Genomic DNA, 18,451 nt, shown 5'->3' with positions numbered 1-18,451 from the left:
TCAGCTCTCGTAGACGGTGATGGTCGGGCGCAGGGCCTCGCGCGGCACCAGCGACGACCAGACGCCGATGACCTCGCGGGTGCGGTCCTGGTGCGGCACGCGCTTGCCGGTCATGCCGACGCCCGACACCGCCATGCCGTCGACCTCGCGGCCGACCTTCAGGGCCTCCTCGCGGGTCTTCGTGCGCGCCGCGACCCGCACGGCGATCTCGTAGGGCTCCGGCCCCTTCGACACGGTGCCGCCGTGGATCGCGTTGAGGCCGACGAAGTCGATGCGGAGCTCCTCGGCCTGGAGGCCGACGATCCGGAAGCGCTCCTCCAGGATGCGCCTGGCGAGTTCCGCCCGCCGCAGGGCGCCCGGCCCGGCATAGAAGAACATGTCCTCGCCGATGAAGCCTTCCTGGCAGGCGATCGAGACCTTGAGGGTGGGGGTGCGCGGCTTGCCGGCGATGCGCGAGACCCGCACCCGGTCGGGGCCGACCTCCTCCAGCTCGGTCGTGGTGAAGTCCACCACCACGTCGGGGGTGATGTAGTTCCCCGGGTCGTGCACCTCGTAGAACAGCTGCTCCTTGAGGGTGCGGATCGTCACCGCCCCGCCGGTGTTCCGCACCTTGGTGATGACCGCCGAGCCGTCGCTCTCGACCTCGGCGATCGGGAAGGCGAGGTCCCAGGGGTCGGGCACGTCCTTGAAGCCGGGATCGCAGAAATAGCCGCCGGTGACTTGCGCGCCGCATTCGAGCACGTGGCCGATGCCGCTGCCGGGCCCGAGCCGGGCATGGTCGAGGGCGTCCCAGCCGAATTCGTGCATCATCGGCGCCATGAAGATCGACGGGTCGGCGACGCGGCCGGTGACGACGATCCTCGCGCCCTCGCGCAGGGCCTGGACGATCGGCTCGGCGCCCATGTAGGCCTCGGCCGAGACGATCGCGCCGTCGAGGGCGGCGCTCGGCCGCCCGTCCTCCATCAGCGTGTCGGTGAGGGCGAGGACGCGGTCGGTGATCAGGCTGCCGGAGACCGCCGCGACCTTGGTGCCCTTGGGCGCGCCGCATTCCCGCAGCCAGTGGACGATGCGCTCGGCCGCGCCCTCCGGGTTGATCCAGCCCTGGTTGCTGATGATCTTCGTGCCGCGCCGGAGGCAGCCGGGCAGCACCCGCTGCATCCGGTCGTCGAGGTAGGTGTCGTAGCCCGGGAAGGACGGGTCGCGGCGCTTGCGCACCTGGGCGGCGGAGATCGTCGCCTCCGCCATGGTCTCGAAGCAGAGATAGTCGAGGTCGCCCTCGTCGGCGTTGGTCTTCGCCGGCTCCAGCCGGTCGCCCCACCAGGCCGAGCCCGATCCGATCCGCAATGCCATCGCGCGCGTCCTCATTCCACCTGAACGCCGGTCCGGGCGACGACCGCCGGCCAGCGGGCCACCTCGCGCCGCACGGTCTCGCCGAAGGCGTCCGGGCTCATCCCGCCCGGCACCGCCCCGAGTTCCAGGAGCCGCGCCCGCGTCTCGGGCTCGGCGAGCACCGCGGCGATGCGCGAGTGCAGCAGGTCGACGACCGGGCGCGGGGTGCCGGCCGGCGCCAGCAGGCCGAACCAGGCCGGCACGTCGAAGCCCGGCACCCCGGCCTCCGCCATGGTCGGCACGTCGGGCAGCGTCGGAAAACGCTCGGCGGTGGTGACGGCGAGCGCCCGCAGGGTCCCGGCCCGCACGTGCCCGATCGCCGAGGGCAGGTTGTCGAAGCCGATCCTGATATGGCCGGCGATGAGGTCGTTCAGCATCGGCCCGCCGCCCCGGTAGGGGACGTGGGTCATGTCGATCCCCGCCATCACCTTCAGGAGCTCGCCCGACATGTGCGGCGAGCCGCCGGTCGAGGTCGAGCCGAAGGCGAGCGCCCCGGGCTTCTCCCTGGCGAGGCGGATCAGCCCGGCGAGGTCGGCGATGCCGGAGGCCGGGTTGACGAGCAGCACGTTCGGCGTCGAGGCGACGACCGTGACCGGGGCGAAGTCGCGGACGGGATCGTAGGGCAGGCTCTTGAACACCGCGGCGTTGATGCCGTGGGTGTTCACCGTCGCCATCACCAGCGTGTAGCCGTCGGGCGCGGCGCCCGCGACCGCCTTGGTGCCGATATTGCCCGACGCGCCGGGCCGGTTGTCGATGATCGCGTGCTGGCCGAAGCACTTGTCGAGCCGGTCGGCGACGAGGCGCGCCAGGATGTCGGTGGTCCCGCCCGGCGGGAACGGGACGACGATGCGGATGATCCGGTCGGGATAGGCCGCGCGCGCCGGCCCCGCCAGGGCCAGCGACGCGAGCACACCCAGGCACAGCCGACGGTGCATGGCGCCTCACAAGACGTTCCCGAGACCGCCGCCCTTGACGGGTAAGTTCCGTCCAGCAGAACTATTGCGGTCGATCTCGACACTCCCCGCCGGGACACGACCATGATCGTTACCCGGCATGGAACAGTGTTGACAGGCTATTCGCCGGAAGGCAACCATCTTCGGAGAGACCGAGGAGAGGTCGCCGGTTCCGCCGAGACGACCCGGCTCCGGGAGGATGCCCGATGCCTTGTTCCGCCACGCGGAAACTTGCGCCTGCTTGCTGCCATGCGGCCTGCCATGCGGCGCCCGCTCGTCCTGCGGCGGTGAAGCAGCGTCGAAGGTCCAGTGCCGGTCCGGATCGCCGGGACGGCATCGCACGAGCGTTCTTGTCCCGCCCACGACCTCATCCTTCGAGGTTGCGAGGTTCCTCGAGCCCTCCTTCGAGGCTGCTGCAGGCCGCAGCACCTCAGGACGAGGTCGCGAGTGGGACGACATCCCGGGCGGGCGCCCGATGAGCCGCGTCACCGGCATCGGCCTCACGCCGTTCGGGCGCCTGCCCGGCCTCTCCACCCTCGACCTGATGAGCCGTGCCGCCGCCGCGGCGCTGAGTGATGCCGGGCTGGAGCGGCGCGAGATCGACGGGCTGATCACCGGCTACTCGACCACGCACCCGCACCTGATGCTCTCGACGGTGTTCGCCGAGCATTTCGGCCTGCATCCGACGTACGCCCACGCGGTGCAGCTCGGCGGCGCCACGGGCTTCGCCCTGGTGATGCTGGCGCACCTCCTCGTCGAATCGGGCGCGGCGCGGCGGATCCTGGTGGTGGCGGGCGAGAACCGGCTGTCGGGCCAGTCCCGCGACGCCGCGATCCAGACCCTGGCCCAGGTCGGCCACCCGACCTACGAGGTGCCGCTCGGGCCGACGATCCCCGCTTATTACGGCCTCGTCGCCTCGCGCTACGCCCACGAGCACGGCATCGCCGACATCGCCGAGCTGGCGGTGCTGATGCGGATGAACGCCGCCCGCACGCCCGGCGCCCACCTGACCGAGCCGATCACCGCCGCGACAGTGCGGGACTCGAAGCCGATCGCCGCGCCCTTGCGCCTGCTCGATTGCTGTCCGGTCTCGGATGGCGGCGCCGCCTTCGTGATCGAGCGCGCCGATCCGGCCCGGCCCGGACCGAGCATTCGCGGGGCGGCGCAGGCCCACACCCACCAGCACGTCAGCGCCGCGCCCTCGCTCACGTCCTTCGGGGCCGGCGACAGCGCCGCCCGGGCGCTGGCGCAGGCCGGCGTCGCGCTGCCCGACATCCGCTACGCGGCGATCTACGACAGCTTCACCATCACGCTGGCGATTCTCCTGGAGGAGATCGGCCTCGCGCCGCGGGGCGCGGCCGGGCGGCTCGCCCGCGAGGGGCATTTCTCGGCCGGCGGCGCGATGCCGCTCAACACCCATGGCGGCCTCCTCAGCTACGGGCATTGCGGCGTCGGCGGCGCCATGGCCCACCTCGCCGAGACCGTGCGGCAGATGCGCGGGCAGGCCGGAGCGCGGCAGGTCGCACCCCCGCCGCTGGCGCTGCTCCACGGCGACGGCGGCGTGCTCTCCTCCCATGTCAGCCTCGTCCTGGAGAACGGCCGATGAGACCGGACGGCGATCCCCCGGACTGGACCCAGAGCTCGGCGGGCAAGGGCCCGGCGGGCAAGGGCTCGGCAGGCTTGGCGCTCGCCCGCTGCCGGGCCTGCGGCCACGTCCAGTATCTCCGCCGCCCGTTCTGCCCGGCCTGCGGCGGCGAGGATCTGGCGGTGGAACCGGCCTCGGGCCGCGGCACGGTCTACGCCGTCACGGCGGTGGCCCGCGCACCCTCGCCGGACCTCCAGGCCTTCGCGCCCTACGGCATCGCGCTGGTCGATGCCGAGGAGGGCTTCCGCTTCATGGCGCATTGCCCCGCCGAGGGCGTCGCGATCGGCGCCCCCGTCCGCACGACGTTCCGCGCCTTCGGGGCCGGCCTCGTCCCGTTCGTCACCCCGGAGGACCTGTCATGACGTCGAGCCTCCAGGCCGCCCTCGATCCGGGCTCGATCGCGGTGATCGGCGCCTCCGAGAATCCCGACAAGATCGGCGGACGGCCGCTGCTCTACCTGTCGCAGTTCGGCTTTCGCGGCGAGGTCTGGCCGGTCAACCCGCGGCGCGACGAGGTCCAGGGCCGGCGCACGGTGCCGCGGCTCTCAGGCCTGTCGCGGGCGCCCGACCTCGCGATCATCGCGGTGCCGGGCGAGGCGGCGGTGGCGGCCCTCGACGAATGCGCCGAGATCGGCGTCAAGGTCGCGATCATGATGGCCTCGGGCTTCGGCGAGACCGCGGACCCGGCGGCGAAGGCCGCCGAGCGGGCGATGGTGGCCCGCGCTCGGGCCCGCGGCCTCAGGATGATCGGCCCGAACTCGCAGGGGCTGGCCAATTTCGGCACCGGCGCGGTGGCGAGCTTCTCCAGCATGTTCCTGGAGGCGCCGCCGCAGGACGGGCCGGTCGGCATCGTCAGCCAGAGCGGGGCGATGAGCGTCGTGCCCTACGGGCTGCTGCGTGCCCGCGGCATCGGCGTGCGCCACACCCACGCCACCGGCAACGACGCCGACGTGACGGTGTGCGAGCTCGCCGCCGCGGTGGCGGCCGATCCGGCCCTGAAGCTCCTGCTCCTCTACCTCGAGAGCATCCCCGATCCCCACCACCTCGCCGAGGCCGCGGCGATCGCCCGCGACCGCGGGCTGCCGATCGTGGCGCTGAAGTCCGGCCGCACCGCCGCGGGCCAGGCGGCGGCCCAATCCCATACCGGCGCGCTCGCCAACGAGGACCGCCTCGTCGACGCCTTCCTGGAGCGGCACGGGATCTGGCGGGCGCGGGACACCACCGACCTCGTCGCGGCGGCCGAGCTGTACCTGAAGGGCTGGCGGCCGGAGGGGCGCCGGATGGTGGCGATCAGCAATTCGGGCGCGACCTGCGTGATGGCGGCCGACGCCGCCTCGCAGGCGGGACTCGACCTCGCGCCGCTGGAGGAGGGCACGCAAGGCCGCCTGCGGGCGATCCTCCCGAGCTTCGCCGCGACCCGCAACCCGGTCGACATCACCGCGGCCCTGATGACGAACTCCGCCCTGTTCAGCCAGATCCTGCCGGTGATCGCCGAGGACCCGAGCGCCGACGCCTTCCTGGTCGGGGTGCCGGTGGCGGGGCGGGCCTACGCGGTCGACGATTTCGGCCGCGACACCGCCGCCTTCGCGCAGGCCACGGGAAAGCCCGTGGTGATCGTCGCCCCCCAGGCGATCGTCGCCGCGCCGTTCCGCTCCCGCGGCCTGCCGGTCTTTTCCGGCGAGGGCGAGGCGGTCCGCGCCCTCTACCAGTTCATCGCCCATCACGAGCGCATCCGCGAGGCCGCGGGGCGCCCGCCCCATCCGGCCCCGCCGCCTCCGGCGAAGGCTCCGCCGCGCCTCCTCGACGAGGCCGAGAGCCTGGACCGCCTCGCCCGCGCCGGCCTGCCGGTGGTGCGCCACCGCCTCTGCCGCACGGCCGAGGAGGCGGTGGCGGCAGCGGACGCGATCGGCGGACCGGTCGCGGTCAAGGGCTGCTCGGCCGAGGTGGCGCACAAGAGCGAGCTCGGCCTCGTGCATCTCGGGGTGCGCGGGGCGGAGGCGGTCCGGACCGCCTTCGCAGCCTGCCGGGCGGCCCTGGAGGAGGCCGGCCACGCCGCGTCCGGCGTGATCGTCGCCGCGATGGCGCGGGGCCGGCGCGAATGGGTGCTCGGCGCGCATCGCGACCCGTTCTTCGGCCCGGTCGTGGTGGTGGGGGAGGGGGGCAAGTACGTCGAGGCGATGCCGGACGTCGCCCTGCTGCTGCCGCCCTTCGCGGAGGCCGACGTGGCCCGGGCGCTCGGGCGCCTGCGCCTCGCCCCGCTGATCGACGGCGTGCGCGGCGAGGCGCCGCTCGCGATCCAGCCCTACCTCGCCGCCGCGGTGGCGGTGGGCCGGCTGATGACGAGCGAGCCCGGCATCGCCAGCCTCGACGTCAACCCGATGCTGGTCGGCAGCGAGCCGGGCGAGTGCCTGGCGCTCGACGCCGTCGTGTTCGTGGAAGGGAGCGTGCCGTGATCCGCCGCCGTGACGTCGTCGCCGGGCTTGCGGGGACCCTTGCGGGGACCTCTGCCCTCGGAGCCCGCCCGGCCCGCGCCGCCGCCTGGCCGGCCCGGCCGATCGGCGTGGTGGTGCCCTATCCGCCCGGCGGCTCGACCGACATCACCGCGCGGATCGTCGGCGAGCGGCTGTCGCAGGCGCTCGGCCAGCCGCTGGTGATCGACAACCGGCCCGGCGCCGGCGGCAATCTCGGCCTCGAGGTCGTCGCCCGCGCCGCCGCCGACGGGCACACGCTGGGCATCGCCACCACGGCGCACGCCATCAACATGACGCTGTTCCGCAAGCTCGCCTACGACACGATCAAGAGCTTCGCGCCGGTGGCCCTGCTGACCGAGAACCCGCTGGTGCTGGTGGTGCCGGCGCAATCCGCGCCGCGCTCGGTCGCCGAGCTGATCGCGCTCGCCAAGGCGAAGCCCGGCGCCCTGAACTACGCCTCGTCGGGCATCGGCCAGTCGACCCATCTCGCCGCCGAGCTGTTCGCCTCGATGGCGGGGATCAAGCTCACCCACATCCCCTATCGCGGCAGCGCCCCGGCGATCACCGACGTCATCGCCGGGCGCTGCGACCTGATGTTCGACACCACCCAGTCGGTGCTCGCCCATGTCGAGGGCGGCCGGGTGCGGGCGCTCGGCATCACCTCGGCCGAGCGGCTGCCGCTGGCCAAGGATGTTCCGACCATCGCCGAGGCCGCCCTGCCGGGCTACGTCGCCATCGCGTGGAACGGCCTCGTCGCCCCGAAGGGCACCCCGCCGGAGATCGTCGCGCGCCTCAACGCCGAGACCGTGCGGGCGATGCAGGAGCCCGCGGTGGCGGCGAAGTTCGCCGGCCTCGGCGCCACCTCCCGCCCCCTCGCGCCCGACGCCTTCGGGGCCTTCATGGCCGACGAGATCGCCAAGTGGGGCGCGGTGGTGAAGCAGTCGGGGACGACGCTGGACTGAGTTCTCCCTACGCCGCCGCCAGCCCCCGGCCCGAGCGCGCCCGCATCACCGCGAGCCCGCCGAGGCTGACCGCCAGGATCGCCGCGGCGTAGAGGTCGGCGGTGGCGGCGTAGCCGAGGCTGCGGGCCAAGAGGCCGGCGCCGACCGCCGGCAGGCTGAAGGCGAGGTAGCTCTGGACGTAGAAGGCGGCCAGCAGGCCGGCGCGCTCGTCGGGCTCGGCGAGCGGCATGATCGTGCCGAGGCAGCCGAGGAAGCTGGCGCCGAAGCCGCCGCCGGTGACGAGGGTGCCGAGGATCAGGACCGGCACGCTGGCGAGATGGATGCCGGCGACCACCAGGACGACGCCGAACGCCGTGGCGAGCACCCCGAAGGTCAGGTTGTCCCGCGGCGCCAGCGTGCGGCGCAGGAGCACCGAGACGGCGCCCGCCACCATCAGCGCGGTGACGACGGCCCCGCCGGTGAGCGGCGCGCGGCTGCCGGTGGCCGCCGCCACGACCGAGGGCACCAGCGAGAGATAGAAGCCGCCCAGCGTCCAGTTGGCGAGGTTGATCGGCGTCATCAGCGCCAGCGGCCGCCGGATCCGGGCCGGGACGGCCATTCGGGGCTTCATCGCCGCGAGCGCCCCGGGCCGCCGCGCGACGCTCTCGGGGATGAGGCGGACGGCGAGCGCCAGCCCGGCGAAGGTGACGAGCAGGAGGCCGTAGACGAGGTGGAGCGGCAGCGGCGCGTACTGGATCAGCGCACTGGTGCCGAGCGCCCCGAGCGCCATGCCGGCGAGCGGCGCCACCGCGTTGACGATCGGCCCGCGGTTGCGGTCGACGTCGACGAGGGCCGCGCCGAGCGAGGCGGCGGCGATGCCGGTGGCGAGGCCCTGCACGATCCGGGCGACGATGAGCCAGGCGGCGCCGTGCCCGACGAGCAGGAACAACCCCATGGCGGCCGCCTCGAGCGCCAGCGCCCCGGCGATCACCGGCCGGCGCCCGAGATGGTCCGAGAGCGAGCCCGTGACGAGCAACGCCTTCAGGAGCGCCACCGCGTAGACCGCGAAGACCAGGGTGACGAAGGCGGGCGAGAGCGCCAGGGTCTCCTGGTAGATCCGGTAGAGCGGCGTCGGCGCCGCCGCGGCGGCGAAGAACGCGCCGAGCGTCACGGCATGGAAGGCGAGCGGGTCGATTCGTCGAGCCGCCTGCTGCCGGGATCCTTGACCTTCGCGCATAGTCGTGGCCCTTAAAGCAAATCCGTTGCGTTAAGGATCTAGCGCCGCGGGGCGCTAAAAGCAAATTATTTGCGTTTGGAGGACGGGAAACGATGGCCGACAGGGAGGGACCGCGTCCGGGCGGGCGCAGCGCGCGGGTCCAGGCCTCGGTTCACCGCGCGACGCGGGCGCTGCTCGCCCGGATGGATCGCGCCGAGGTCACGATCCCGCTGATCGCCCAGGAGGCCGGCGTCACGCCCTCGACGATCTACCGGCGCTGGGGCGAGCTGGGCGAGCTTCTCGCCGACGTCGCGGTCGAGCGGCTGCGCCCGGACATGGTGCCGGTCGAGACCGGCGGCGGCCGCGGCGACCTCCTGGCCTGGGCCGAGCAATACGCCGAGGAGATGTCCTCGGGGATCGGCCGCGAGATGATCCGCGACGTGCTCGCCGCCGAGGGCGCCGCCGGCCCCCGGCGCTGCTGCAGCTACGCCCGCCAGCAGATCGCCGTCATCGCGCGCCGCGCCGCGGCGCGGGGCGAGGCGTTCCCGGACATCGACGCGGTGCTCGACCGGGTCATCGCCCCGATCCTGTTCCGGATCCTGTTCGACGAGGCGCTGGGGCCGGAGCAGGTCGGGGGGCTGGTGGCGTGCGCCTTCGCGGCGGTGGAGCGGGGGGGCGCTCGAGGACGTGTCTCGGGGTCGCGTCGAACGGATGCGGGCTGAAAACCGGACGGCTCCCCTGTGCCGGATCTCCGTCCGCTTCGTTGCAGTCGTCCGGGACGGGGGGGAGCGGATTGTCGCTTAGGTCCGCCCCGATTCCGCCGCCAGCCCGCAGATCCGCCGCGTCACCCGCCACGACGCCGCGAAGGCCGGCACCGGCAGGAACTCGAACCGCGAGTGGAAGTTGCTGGCCCCGGTGAAGTAGTTCGGCGTCGGCAGGCCGCGGGCCGAGAGGGCGGCGCCGTCGGTGCCGCCGCGCATCGGGATCACCCTGGGGGCGATGCCCTCCGCGTCGAGCGCCGCGAACAAGAGGTCGACCGGGCGGGTGTCGCCGCCGAGGCTGTCGTGGATGTTGGCGTAGGTGTCGGTGATCCGGCATTCCACCCGGCCGGTCGGGTAGAGCGCGGCGATCTCCCCGGCCACCGCGTGCAGGCGCGCCTTGCGGTCGGCGAAGCGGGTGCGGTCGAAGTCGCGGATCATCGCCTGCAGGCGGGCCTCGCCGGCATGGGCCTGGAGGCCGTTGAACCAGACGTAGCCCTCGCGCCCGTCGGTGTTCTCCGGCGTTTCGGCCCGGTCGAACCGGCCGATGAAGTCGTGCGCCATCAGGAGCGGGTTCACCATCACGCCCTTGGCCGACATCGGGTGGGCGCTGACCCCGGTGAAGACGATCTCGGCGCCCGCCGCGTTGAAGGTCTCGATCACCACCTCGCCGACCGCGCAGGCATCGATCGTGTAGGCGAAGTCGCAAGCGAACCGCGCGAGGTCGAGGGCCTTGGCGCCGCGCAGCCCGATCTCCTCGTCGGGCACGAACGCCACCAGGATGTCGCCGTGCGCATCCTCCGGCGTCAGGGTCGCGAGCAGGGTCATCAGCACGGCGATCGCCGCCTTGTTGTCGGCCCCGAGCACGCTGGTCCCGTCGCCGACGATCACGTCCTCGCCGGTGTAAGCCGCGATCTCCGGGTGCTCGGCGACCCGCAGCCAGATGTCCGCCTCCCGGTTGAGGCACAGGTCGTCGCCGTCGAAGCGCAGGACCTGCGGGCGGATCTCGGGCGAGAGCCCGACATCGACGGTGTCGAGATGGGCGACGAAGCCGATCCGCGGGGCGCCGGGCCGGGTGCCGGCCTTCCGCGCGGTCAGGATCGCGTGGTCGTCGAGCACCACGTCCGAAAGGCCCAGGCCGCGCAGCTCGGCGGCGAGGAGTTCGGCGAGGGCCCGCTGGCCCGGCGTGCTCGGCAGGGCGGTGGCGCGGGCATCGCTCTGGCTCGCCACCCCGACGTAGCGGACGAAGCGCTCGACCAGTTGCGCGCGCAGGGCCGTCTCGTCCAGCATGATCCGGTCCCGCATCAGGTGAGTGCCGCCGAGAAGCCGCGCTGCACCGCCGGCCGCGCCATCAGCGCCGCGTACCAGCGCTGCACGTTGGGAAAGTCGGCGAGGTCGATCCGGTGCCGGGCGTGGCGCCAGGCCCATCCGAGGATGGCGAAATCCGCGATCGAGAGGGCGCCGGCGACGTGCTCGCCCTCCGCCAGCCGCCGGTCGAGCACGCCGTAGAGCCGGCGCGTCTCCTTTTGGTAGCGCTCGAGCCCGTAGGCGCGCTGCGCCTCGTCGACGCCGAGGAAGTGGTGGACCTGGCCCGGCATCGGCCCGAAGCCGCCCATCTGCCACATCAGCCACTCCATCACCTGCACCCGGGCGCGCCCGGTCGCCGGCAGGAACAGCCCGGTCTTCTCGGCGAGGTAGACCAGGATCGCGCCGGATTCGAAGACCGAGATCGGCGCATTGTCCGGCCCCTCGGAATCGACGATCGCCGGGATGCGGTTGTTCGGGCTCAGGGCGAGGAAGTCCGGCTGGAACTGCCGGCCCTGGGTGATGTCGACCGGCTCGACCCGGTAGGTCAGCCCCATCTCCTCCAGGGCGACGCTGATCTTGCGCGCGTTCGGCGTGTCCCAGGCGTAGAGCTGGATCATGGTGCGCTCCTCCCGGACGCGAGGCTACGTCGGCGCTTGCCCCGGGACCAGCCGGCCCCGCGAATGGCGGGAGGCCGGGGCATGCATACAGGCCAAGTGCGCCAGAGCCTCGTGCGCCAGAGCCTCTTGCGCCAAGGTCTCGTGCGCCAAGGCCCGATGGTCGCGGCCCTCACTCGGCGTAGTCCGGCTCCTCGCGGTCGAGCCGCCGGCGGATCGCCGCGAGGTGGAGGCGGGCCGATTCGGGGTCGCCCTCGCGCATCTGGCGGGCGGCGGCCTCGGCGATGGCGGGGGCGACCGGCAGGACCGGGCGGCCGGTCGAGAGGGCGAGCACCTGCACCTCGGCCGCGCGCTCGAGGTAGTAGAGGTCGTCCCAGGCCTCGGCGACGGTGGGCGCGAGCACCATGACGCCGTGGTTCTTCATGAACACGATGTCGGCCTCGCCGACGCTGTCGGCGATGCGGTCGCCCTCGGTGGAATCGAGGGCGAGGCCGTTGTAGTTCCGGTCGAAGGCGGTGCGGCCGTAGAACTTCAGCGACGTCTGGCCGGCGAAGATCAGGGGATCGCCCTCGGTCATCGAGAGCGCCGTGGCGTAGGGCATGTGGGTGTGGAACGCCACCCGCGCCCGCGGGACGCGCGCGTGCAGGCGGGCATGGATGTAGAAGGCGGTCGCCTCCGGCTGGCCCTCGCCCGAGACGACGTTGCCGTGGAAGTCGCAGACCAGGAGCGTCGAGGCGGTGAGCTCGGCGAAGGCGTAGCCGTAGGGATTGACGATGAACAGGTCGTCGTAGCCCGGCACCATCGCCGAGAAGTGGTTGCAGATGCCCTCTTCCAGGCCGTGTCGCGCCGCCATGCGGAAGCAGGCCGCCAGATCCTCCTTGGCCCGGCGCACCTCGGGACCGGCGAGGTCGGGCTGGTTGAGGCCGTTCGCGATCCGCTCGGCCGTCGGCGCGCCCAGTGCGTGAGCCATGGTTCTTCGTCTCTCCCCTGCGAGGCGGGCCGATCCTGGCCACGGACGGCCCCTCCTGTCCACCCGTCAGCGTCCTCCGCGCAGGTGCTCCAGCAGGGCGGGGGTGGCGTAGCCGTCCGCAGGGAGCCCGGCGGCGATCTGGTAGCGCCGCACCGCCTCGCGCAAGCGCGGGCCGGCGCGCCCGTCGAACGGGCCGTCGTAGAGCGCCTTTGCCGACAGCCCGCGCTGGAGCGCGGTCAGCCCGGCCTGGTCGAGGCGCGGCCCGGTCGGCCAGGGGGCGGAGAGCGGCGGCCCGCCGGCGATCCGGTCGGAGAAGTGGCCCACCGCGAGCGCGTAGGAATCCGAGGTGTTGTAGGCCCGGATGGCCTCGAAATTCGCCGTGATCAGGAAGGCCGGGCCGCTCGCGCCGCCGGGCAGGAACAGGCTCGCCTCGCCGGCCTCCGGCAGGGCCTCGCCGTCGAGGGTCCGCACCCCGCGCCGGGCGAAGTCGGGAAACGGGCCGCGGTAGCGCGCGAAGTCGAACCCCGCCGGCAGGGTGACGGCGACGCCCCAGGGCAGGTCGCGCCGCCAGCCGGCCTGGGCGAGGAAGCTCGCGATCGAGGCGAGCGCGTCCGGCGCCGAGTCCCAGATGTCGCGCCGCCCGTCGCCGTCGAAATCGACCGCGGCGCGCAGGTAGGCCGAGGGCAGGAACTGGGTCTGGCCCATCGCCCCGGCCCAGGAACCGCGCATCCGCTCCGGGCTCACGTCGTGGTGCTCGAGGATCTCGAGCGCCGCCAGGAGCTCGTCGCGAAACAGCTCGCCGCGGTGGCGCGCCTCGGCCAGGGTGGCGAGCGCGCGGATGACCGGCATCGTGCCGGCGCTGGCGCCGAAATCCGATTCGATGCCCCAGAAGGCGAGGAGCACCGGGCCGGGCACGCCGTACCGCGCCTCGATCCTCGCCAGGGTGTCGGCACGCCGCGCGGCCTCCGCCTTTCCGCGGGCGATGCGACCGCTCGACACCGCTCCGGTCAGGTACTCCCAGACCGGCCGGCCGAACTCGCCCTGGCGGCGCAGGCGCGCCAGCACCGCCGGGTCCGGCGTCACGCCCCGGAACGCGGCGTCGAAGGTCGCGCGCGAGACCCCGCGCCCTTGCGCGGCCGGCCACAGCTCCTCGACGAAGGCGCGGAAGTCGCCGGCGCCGACGGGCGCGGCGAGGACCAGGACGGCGCCGAGCGCTAGGGCGGCGCGGGTCGCCGACAGGCGCAGGAGGCTCATCGTCAGATCCGGTTGCGCCGGCCGAGCGCCTCTTCCCAGGCGAGGGCCTGGGTGACGATCCCGCGCAGGTCGTCGTGCTGCGGCACCCAGCCGAGCTCGGCCCGGATCCGGTCGGCCCCGGCGACGATCCGCGACGGGTCGCCGGGCCGGCGCGGCGACAGCGTGACCGGGAAATCGACGCCGGAGACCGACTTCACCACGTCGATGACTTCCAGCACCGAGTAGCCGCGGCCGTAGCCGCAATTGAGGGTCAGGCTCTCGCCGCCGCCGCGCAGATGGTTCAACGCCACGAGGTGGGCGGCCGCGAGGTCGGAGACCTGGATGTAGTCGCGCAGGCACGAGCCGTCCGGCGTCGGGTAATCGGTGCCGAACACCTCCAGCCGCTCGCGCTTGCCCAGGGCCGCCTGCGTCGCGACCTTGATGAGGTGGGTGGCGTTCGGAGTCGACTGGCCCGAGCGCCCGCGCGGATCGGCGCCCGCCACGTTGAAGTACCGCAGGACGACGTAGCTGATGCCGTGGGCGCGGGCGGCGTCCTCCAGCATCCACTCGGTCATCAGCTTCGAGCGGCCGTAGGGATTGATCGGGTTCGGGGCCAGGTCCTCGGGCACCGGCACCACGGCCGGCTCGCCGTAGACGGCCGCGGTCGACGAGAAGATCACGTGGCGCACGCCCGCATGAATCGCCGCCTCGATCAGCGCCCGCGACTTGACCGTGTTGGCGAGGTAGTAGCCGAGGGGATCGGCCACCGAATCCGGCACGACGATCTTGGCGGCGAAGTGGGCGAGCGCGTCGATCTTGTGCCGGCGGACGGTCTCGGCGACGAGCGACTGGTCGGCGACGTCGCCGCGCACCAGCGTGACTTCCGGCGGCAGCGCCCAGTCGAACCCGGTCGAGAGATCGTCGATGACCACGACCTCGTCGTGACCGGCATCGATCAGGGCGAGCACCATGTGGCTGCCGATATAGCCGGCGCCGCCCGTGACAAGTACCGCCATTCCGTCCGCTCCCCGGCGTGATGCGGGTTGATCCATACCCCGCAATGCTTCAGCGTCAATTAAGCTGTCCGGTGGCAAGGCTGCACGGAGGGAGGATGCCGGCCGGGCGCGCGCGCCCGGATGCGCCCGTTCCCGCCGGGCGGTCCGGCAGCTCCTTGGTGTTCACTGGATCACGCACGATGAAACGCATTCGCAAAGCCGTCCTCCCGGTCGCGGGCCTCGGCACCCGTTTCCTGCCGGCGACCAAGGCGGTGCCCAAGGAGATGCTGACGGTCGTCGACCGGCCGGTGGTCCAGCACGTGGTCGACGAGGCCCGGGAAGCCGGGATCGAGCACTTCATCTTCGTCACCGGCCGCGGCAAGGCGGTGATCGAGGACCATTTCGACATCTCCTACGAGCTCGACCGCACCCTGCAGGAGCGCGGCAAGACTGAGGCCTACGAGGGCCTGAAGAAGGACCTGCCGGCCGCCGGACAGACCAGCTTCACCCGCCAGCAGGAGCCGCTGGGCCTCGGCCACGCGGTGTGGTGCGCCCGCGAGATCGTCGGCGACGAGCCCTTCGCGGTGATCCTGCCCGACATGCTCAGCCGCGGCAGCATGGTGCAGATGCTCGAGGCCTACGAGCAGCACGGCGGCAACATCATCGCCGTCGAGGAGGTCGCCCCCGACCAGACCCACCAGTACGGCATCGTCAGCGTCGGCGAAGAATTCGGCGACACCTTCGAGATCACCGGCATGGTCGAGAAGCCGCCGAAGGGGACCGCGCCGTCGAACTACATCATCTCGGGCCGCTACATCCTGCAACCGGAGATCTTCTCCATCCTGGAGCGCGGCGAGCGCGGGGCGGGCGGCGAGATCCAGCTCACCGACGGCATGAAGCGCCTGTCGGAGACGCAGAAGTTCTACGGCATGCACTACCGCGGCAAGACCTACGACACCGGCTCGAAGCTCGGCTTCCTGGTCGCCAACCTCGCCTACGGCCTGGAGCGGCCGGAACTGCGCGACGCCTTGAGGCAGGAGATCGAGGCGCTGCTGGCGAAGGGCTGATCCCGCCGGGCGGGCGTGTCCGGACCGGGCGTGGAGGCGGCCCGGTCCGGGAGCATGCGGGCTCCGTTCCTCGGGCGAGGACCTTTTGGACGAGCGCTTCGCGGAGGTGCCTCCGGGACCGCGCGCGTCGCCTCCTCCCCGTTCGCCGGGCATGGCGAGACCGGCGTCGCCTGCTCCCGCGCCCGGGCGACGTCATCCCGTGCAGAATTAGGATGATGGTCCTGACCTGACGCAGATGCGGTCGGGAACCCCCGTTGTCTCGCCGCCCTGTACCCGGACGCTGGTGGCGATCGTCCTTGCCGGTCATCGACCCTGAACCTATGGTCATCTGACCTCACGGTCGAGCGAATCGGCGACGCCAGTCATGCCTCAGTCCAGGGAAGACAAGAGAGTCGCTGCTCTCGACAGGACCGGCCTGCTGTCGGCCCGCTCCGACGAGACGTTCCGGAGCCTTGTCGGGGTCGCCGCCGATGCGTTCGGGGTCCCGATCGCAACCATCTCGCTGATCGATGCGGACCGGCAATTATACTTCGAGAAGGTCGGGATCACGGTCGCCTCGTCGGAGCGCTGCACCTCGTTCTGCACCCGCACGATCGAGGGGGACGGGCTCGCGGTGATCCTCGACGCGGCGCAGGATCCGCTCTGGCGCGACAACCCGATGGTCACGGGCGCACCCTACATCCGGTTCTACGCCGGGGTGCCGCTGCGGATCGAGGGACAGGCCGTCGGTACCTTCTGCCTCATCGACACCGCGCCCCGCGCCGCTTTCTCCGAGGCCGAGCGCCTGCGCCTCGCGCGCTACGCCGGCATCGCCCTTGAGATGCTGGAGATGCGGGCGCGCCACGCCAACCGGGACAGCGCGCGGATGCGCTTCCGGCACATGGCCGAGACCAGCCCGGACGCGATGATCGTCTACGACGACGCGGAGGGCGGCATCCTGCACTGGAACGACAGCGCCGAGCGCCTGTTCGGCCACGACGCCGCCGCGGCCCTGCGGCTCGGCGTCGCCGACCTGACGGCCGGCCCGGACACGCGCGCGCCGTGGTTCGACGACGCCCCGGCGGCGATCCGGGAGGCCGAGATCCGCCTCAGCGACGGCGCGATCCGGGCGGTGGAGATCTCGCTGTCGCGATGGCGCGAGGGTGGCGAGACGATCCGCGGCGCCATCCTGCGCGACGCCTCGCAGCGCCGCGAGCGCGAAGCGGCGCTGCACGCGCTCGCCCATCGCGACGCCCTGACCGGGCTCGCCAACCGGGCGCTCCTGCGCCTGCGCCTCGAGGCGATGCTGGCCGACGGGCCGGTGACGGCCCTGGCGGTCGACCTCGACGGCTTCAAGGAGGTCAACGACACCGTCGGCCACGCGGCCGGCGACGAGGTGCTGCGGGAGGCGGCCGTGCGGCTCCTCGCCTGCGTCCGGGGCAGCGACGTCGTCGCCCGCATCGGCGGCGACGAGTTCGTGATCGCGCTGCCCGGCTGCGGCGATCCGCTGCGCGGCGCCGACGTGGCCGCCCGCATCGTCGCGACGATGGCGGCGCCGTTCCCGCTGCAGGAGCGCAGCGTACGGATCGGCGCGAGCGTCGGCCTCGCGCTCGCGCCGGCCCAGGCCGGGGGGATCGACGAGCTGCTCGCCTGCGCCGACCTGGCGCTCTACAAGGCCAAGGCCGACGGCCGCCGCCGCCACCGGCTCTACACGCCGTCCCTGCGCGAAGCGGTGTCGGACCGGCAGCGCTTCATGCACGAGTTCCCTCGCGCCCTGGAGCAGGAGGAGTTCGTGCTGCACTACCAGCCGCAGCTCCGCCTGCGCGACGGGGCTCTGGTCGGCGCCGAGGCGCTGATCCGCTGGCGCCACCCGGAGCATGGCCTGCTGCAGCCGGCCGCCTTCCTGCCCGCCCTCCTGGCGAGCCGGCACGCGGTGGCGGTCGACGACTGGGTCCTGCGCACGGCCTGCCGGCAGGCCGCCGCCTGGCTGCCGCGGACCGGGCCGCTCTTCCGCATGGGGGTGAATGCCTGCGCGACCCGCCTGCATTCCGGCGAGATCGCCGGGGTGGCGACGGCGATCCTGGCCGAGACCGGGCTTGGCGCGGAGAACCTCGAGATCGAGATCACCGAGACCGTGGTGCTCACCCGCGAGGGTGCGACCATCTCGGCCCTGCACGCCCTGCGCGGCATCGGCATCGGCATCGCCTTCGACGATTTCGGCACCGGCTACGCCTCGCTGAGCCTGCTCGACGAGGTCCCGGTCACCCGGCTGAAGATCGACCGCTCCTTCGTGCGCAAGATGAACGATGCGCCCGAGGTGCCGGTGATCCGGGCGGTCCTGCAGCTCGCCAAGGGCTTCGGCCTCGACGTCGTCGCCGAAGGGATCGAGACCGAGGACCAGCTCCGCCGCCTGCGTCTCAAGGGCTGCGCCGAGGGCCAGGGCTACCTCTTCAGCCCGCCGGTGGAATCGGAGGCCTTCGCGGCGCGCTTCCTCCCGGAGACGCGACCGGCGACGTGACGGCGCTACTCGTCGTCGAACCAGTTGCGCCCCGGCTCGATGCAGCGATAGCCGACGAGGCATTCCGGCGTGTCGCGGGTCGGCACGAAGGCGTTCTTGGTGATCTGCGTCGGCTCGCAGAAGCTGCGGTCGCGCACGAAGCGGTCGTAGGTGTAGCCGCCGGTGCCGAGCACCGCGGCCCCTTGCGCGGCGAGGAGGCCCCGCGCCTGGCCGCAGGTCATGGCGAGCGTCGAGGGGCGGCCTTGCGCGAGGGCGAGGGTCGGGACCGTCGCGAGGGCGAGGGCGGCGAGGAGGGTCGGCGACCCGAATTTTCGGCGATCGGCGGACACGAAGGTATTCCCGGCGTTGTTTGGCAGAGCCATCCGCGAAAGGATAAAGCGCGGGATCCTCTCTCC

Annotated in this window: 16 protein-coding genes; 7 read left to right on the top strand and 9 right to left on the bottom strand. The window is 72.8% G+C overall.

What is annotated here, in order from left to right; genetic code table 11:
• Nucleotides 1–1,350 (bottom strand): acyclic terpene utilization AtuA family protein, encoded by a 1,350-nt coding sequence (locus A5481_RS08675; protein ID WP_082173239.1) that lies wholly within the window; start codon nt 1,348–1,350, stop codon nt 1–3.
• A gap of 11 nt (nt 1,351–1,361) precedes the next feature.
• Nucleotides 1,362–2,324 (bottom strand): Bug family tripartite tricarboxylate transporter substrate binding protein, encoded by a 963-nt coding sequence (locus A5481_RS08670; RefSeq protein ID WP_048435223.1) that lies wholly within the window; start codon nt 2,322–2,324, stop codon nt 1,362–1,364.
• A 493-nt stretch (nt 2,325–2,817) separates the two neighbouring features.
• Here A5481_RS08670 and A5481_RS08665 point away from each other — a divergent pair, with 493 nt between their 5' ends.
• From A5481_RS08665 to A5481_RS08650, 4 genes are read left to right on the top strand one after another with little or no spacing between them, the layout of a single operon-like run.
• Entirely contained in the window at nt 2,818–3,948 is a 1,131-nt protein-coding gene (locus tag A5481_RS08665) for a thiolase family protein (protein ID WP_048435224.1), read from the top strand.
• On the top strand, nt 3,945–4,349 hold the full coding sequence (locus A5481_RS08660) for a Zn-ribbon domain-containing OB-fold protein (RefSeq protein ID WP_082173240.1): 405 nt from the start codon (nt 3,945–3,947) through the stop codon (nt 4,347–4,349). Before A5481_RS08665 ends, A5481_RS08660 begins: the two co-directional genes overlap by 4 nt.
• The gene (locus A5481_RS08655) at nt 4,346–6,439 is read left to right on the top strand and encodes an acetate--CoA ligase family protein (protein WP_048435225.1); all 2,094 of its coding nucleotides are present in this window, start codon (nt 4,346–4,348) and stop codon (nt 6,437–6,439) included. The genes A5481_RS08660 and A5481_RS08655 overlap by 4 nt, the downstream gene beginning before the upstream one ends.
• Nucleotides 6,436–7,419, top strand: coding sequence for a tripartite tricarboxylate transporter substrate binding protein (locus tag A5481_RS08650; protein WP_048435226.1), 984 nt, complete (start codon nt 6,436–6,438; stop codon nt 7,417–7,419). Before A5481_RS08655 ends, A5481_RS08650 begins: the two co-directional genes overlap by 4 nt.
• Nucleotides 7,420–7,426: 7 nt before the next feature.
• Here A5481_RS08650 and A5481_RS08645 read toward each other — a convergent pair whose 3' ends face one another.
• Nucleotides 7,427–8,635, bottom strand: coding sequence for an MFS transporter (locus A5481_RS08645; protein WP_048435227.1), 1,209 nt, complete (start codon nt 8,633–8,635; stop codon nt 7,427–7,429).
• A 92-nt stretch (nt 8,636–8,727) separates the two neighbouring features.
• On the opposite strand from A5481_RS08645, the gene A5481_RS08640 reads away from it, so the two are divergent.
• A complete protein-coding gene (locus tag A5481_RS08640; RefSeq protein ID WP_064503878.1) occupies nt 8,728–9,336 on the top strand; it encodes a TetR/AcrR family transcriptional regulator in 609 nt (202 codons plus the stop codon).
• Between the two features lie 78 nt (nt 9,337–9,414).
• Here A5481_RS08640 and pepT read toward each other — a convergent pair whose 3' ends face one another.
• The 5 genes from pepT to galE all read right to left on the bottom strand — a co-directional run bounded on the left by pepT (nt 9,415) and on the right by galE (nt 14,513).
• On the bottom strand, nt 9,415–10,662 hold the full coding sequence (gene pepT / locus A5481_RS08635) for a peptidase T (protein ID WP_048436363.1): 1,248 nt from the start codon (nt 10,660–10,662) through the stop codon (nt 9,415–9,417).
• A 14-nt stretch (nt 10,663–10,676) separates the two neighbouring features.
• On the bottom strand, nt 10,677–11,297 hold the full coding sequence (locus A5481_RS08630; protein ID WP_048436364.1) for a glutathione S-transferase family protein: 621 nt from the start codon (nt 11,295–11,297) through the stop codon (nt 10,677–10,679).
• Nucleotides 11,298–11,466: 169 nt separating this feature from the next.
• Entirely contained in the window at nt 11,467–12,264 is a 798-nt protein-coding gene (locus A5481_RS08625) for an aldolase (RefSeq protein WP_048436365.1), read from the bottom strand.
• Nucleotides 12,265–12,330: 66 nt separating this feature from the next.
• Nucleotides 12,331–13,518 (bottom strand): lytic murein transglycosylase, encoded by a 1,188-nt coding sequence (locus tag A5481_RS08620; RefSeq protein ID WP_048436366.1) that lies wholly within the window; start codon nt 13,516–13,518, stop codon nt 12,331–12,333.
• Nucleotides 13,519–13,520: 2 nt separating this feature from the next.
• Entirely contained in the window at nt 13,521–14,513 is a 993-nt protein-coding gene (gene galE, locus A5481_RS08615; protein ID WP_048436367.1) for a UDP-glucose 4-epimerase GalE, read from the bottom strand.
• A gap of 179 nt (nt 14,514–14,692) precedes the next feature.
• Between galE and galU the strand changes: the two genes are divergently transcribed.
• Entirely contained in the window at nt 14,693–15,559 is an 867-nt protein-coding gene (gene galU, locus A5481_RS08610; protein WP_048436368.1) for a UTP--glucose-1-phosphate uridylyltransferase GalU, read from the top strand.
• A 364-nt stretch (nt 15,560–15,923) separates the two neighbouring features.
• The gene (locus A5481_RS35690) at nt 15,924–18,056 is read left to right on the top strand and encodes a putative bifunctional diguanylate cyclase/phosphodiesterase (RefSeq protein ID WP_048436369.1); all 2,133 of its coding nucleotides are present in this window, start codon (nt 15,924–15,926) and stop codon (nt 18,054–18,056) included.
• A gap of 5 nt (nt 18,057–18,061) precedes the next feature.
• Here A5481_RS35690 and A5481_RS08600 read toward each other — a convergent pair whose 3' ends face one another.
• Entirely contained in the window at nt 18,062–18,385 is a 324-nt protein-coding gene (locus A5481_RS08600) for a hypothetical protein (protein ID WP_048436379.1), read from the bottom strand.
• Nucleotides 18,386–18,451 lie beyond the last annotated feature (66 nt).

This window comes from Methylobacterium platani (genome assembly GCF_001653715.1).
Taxonomy (GTDB): domain Bacteria; phylum Pseudomonadota; class Alphaproteobacteria; order Rhizobiales; family Beijerinckiaceae; genus Methylobacterium; species Methylobacterium platani.
Note: the sequence above shows the minus strand (reverse complement) of the source record. Positions and strands in the feature narration are given on the sequence as shown.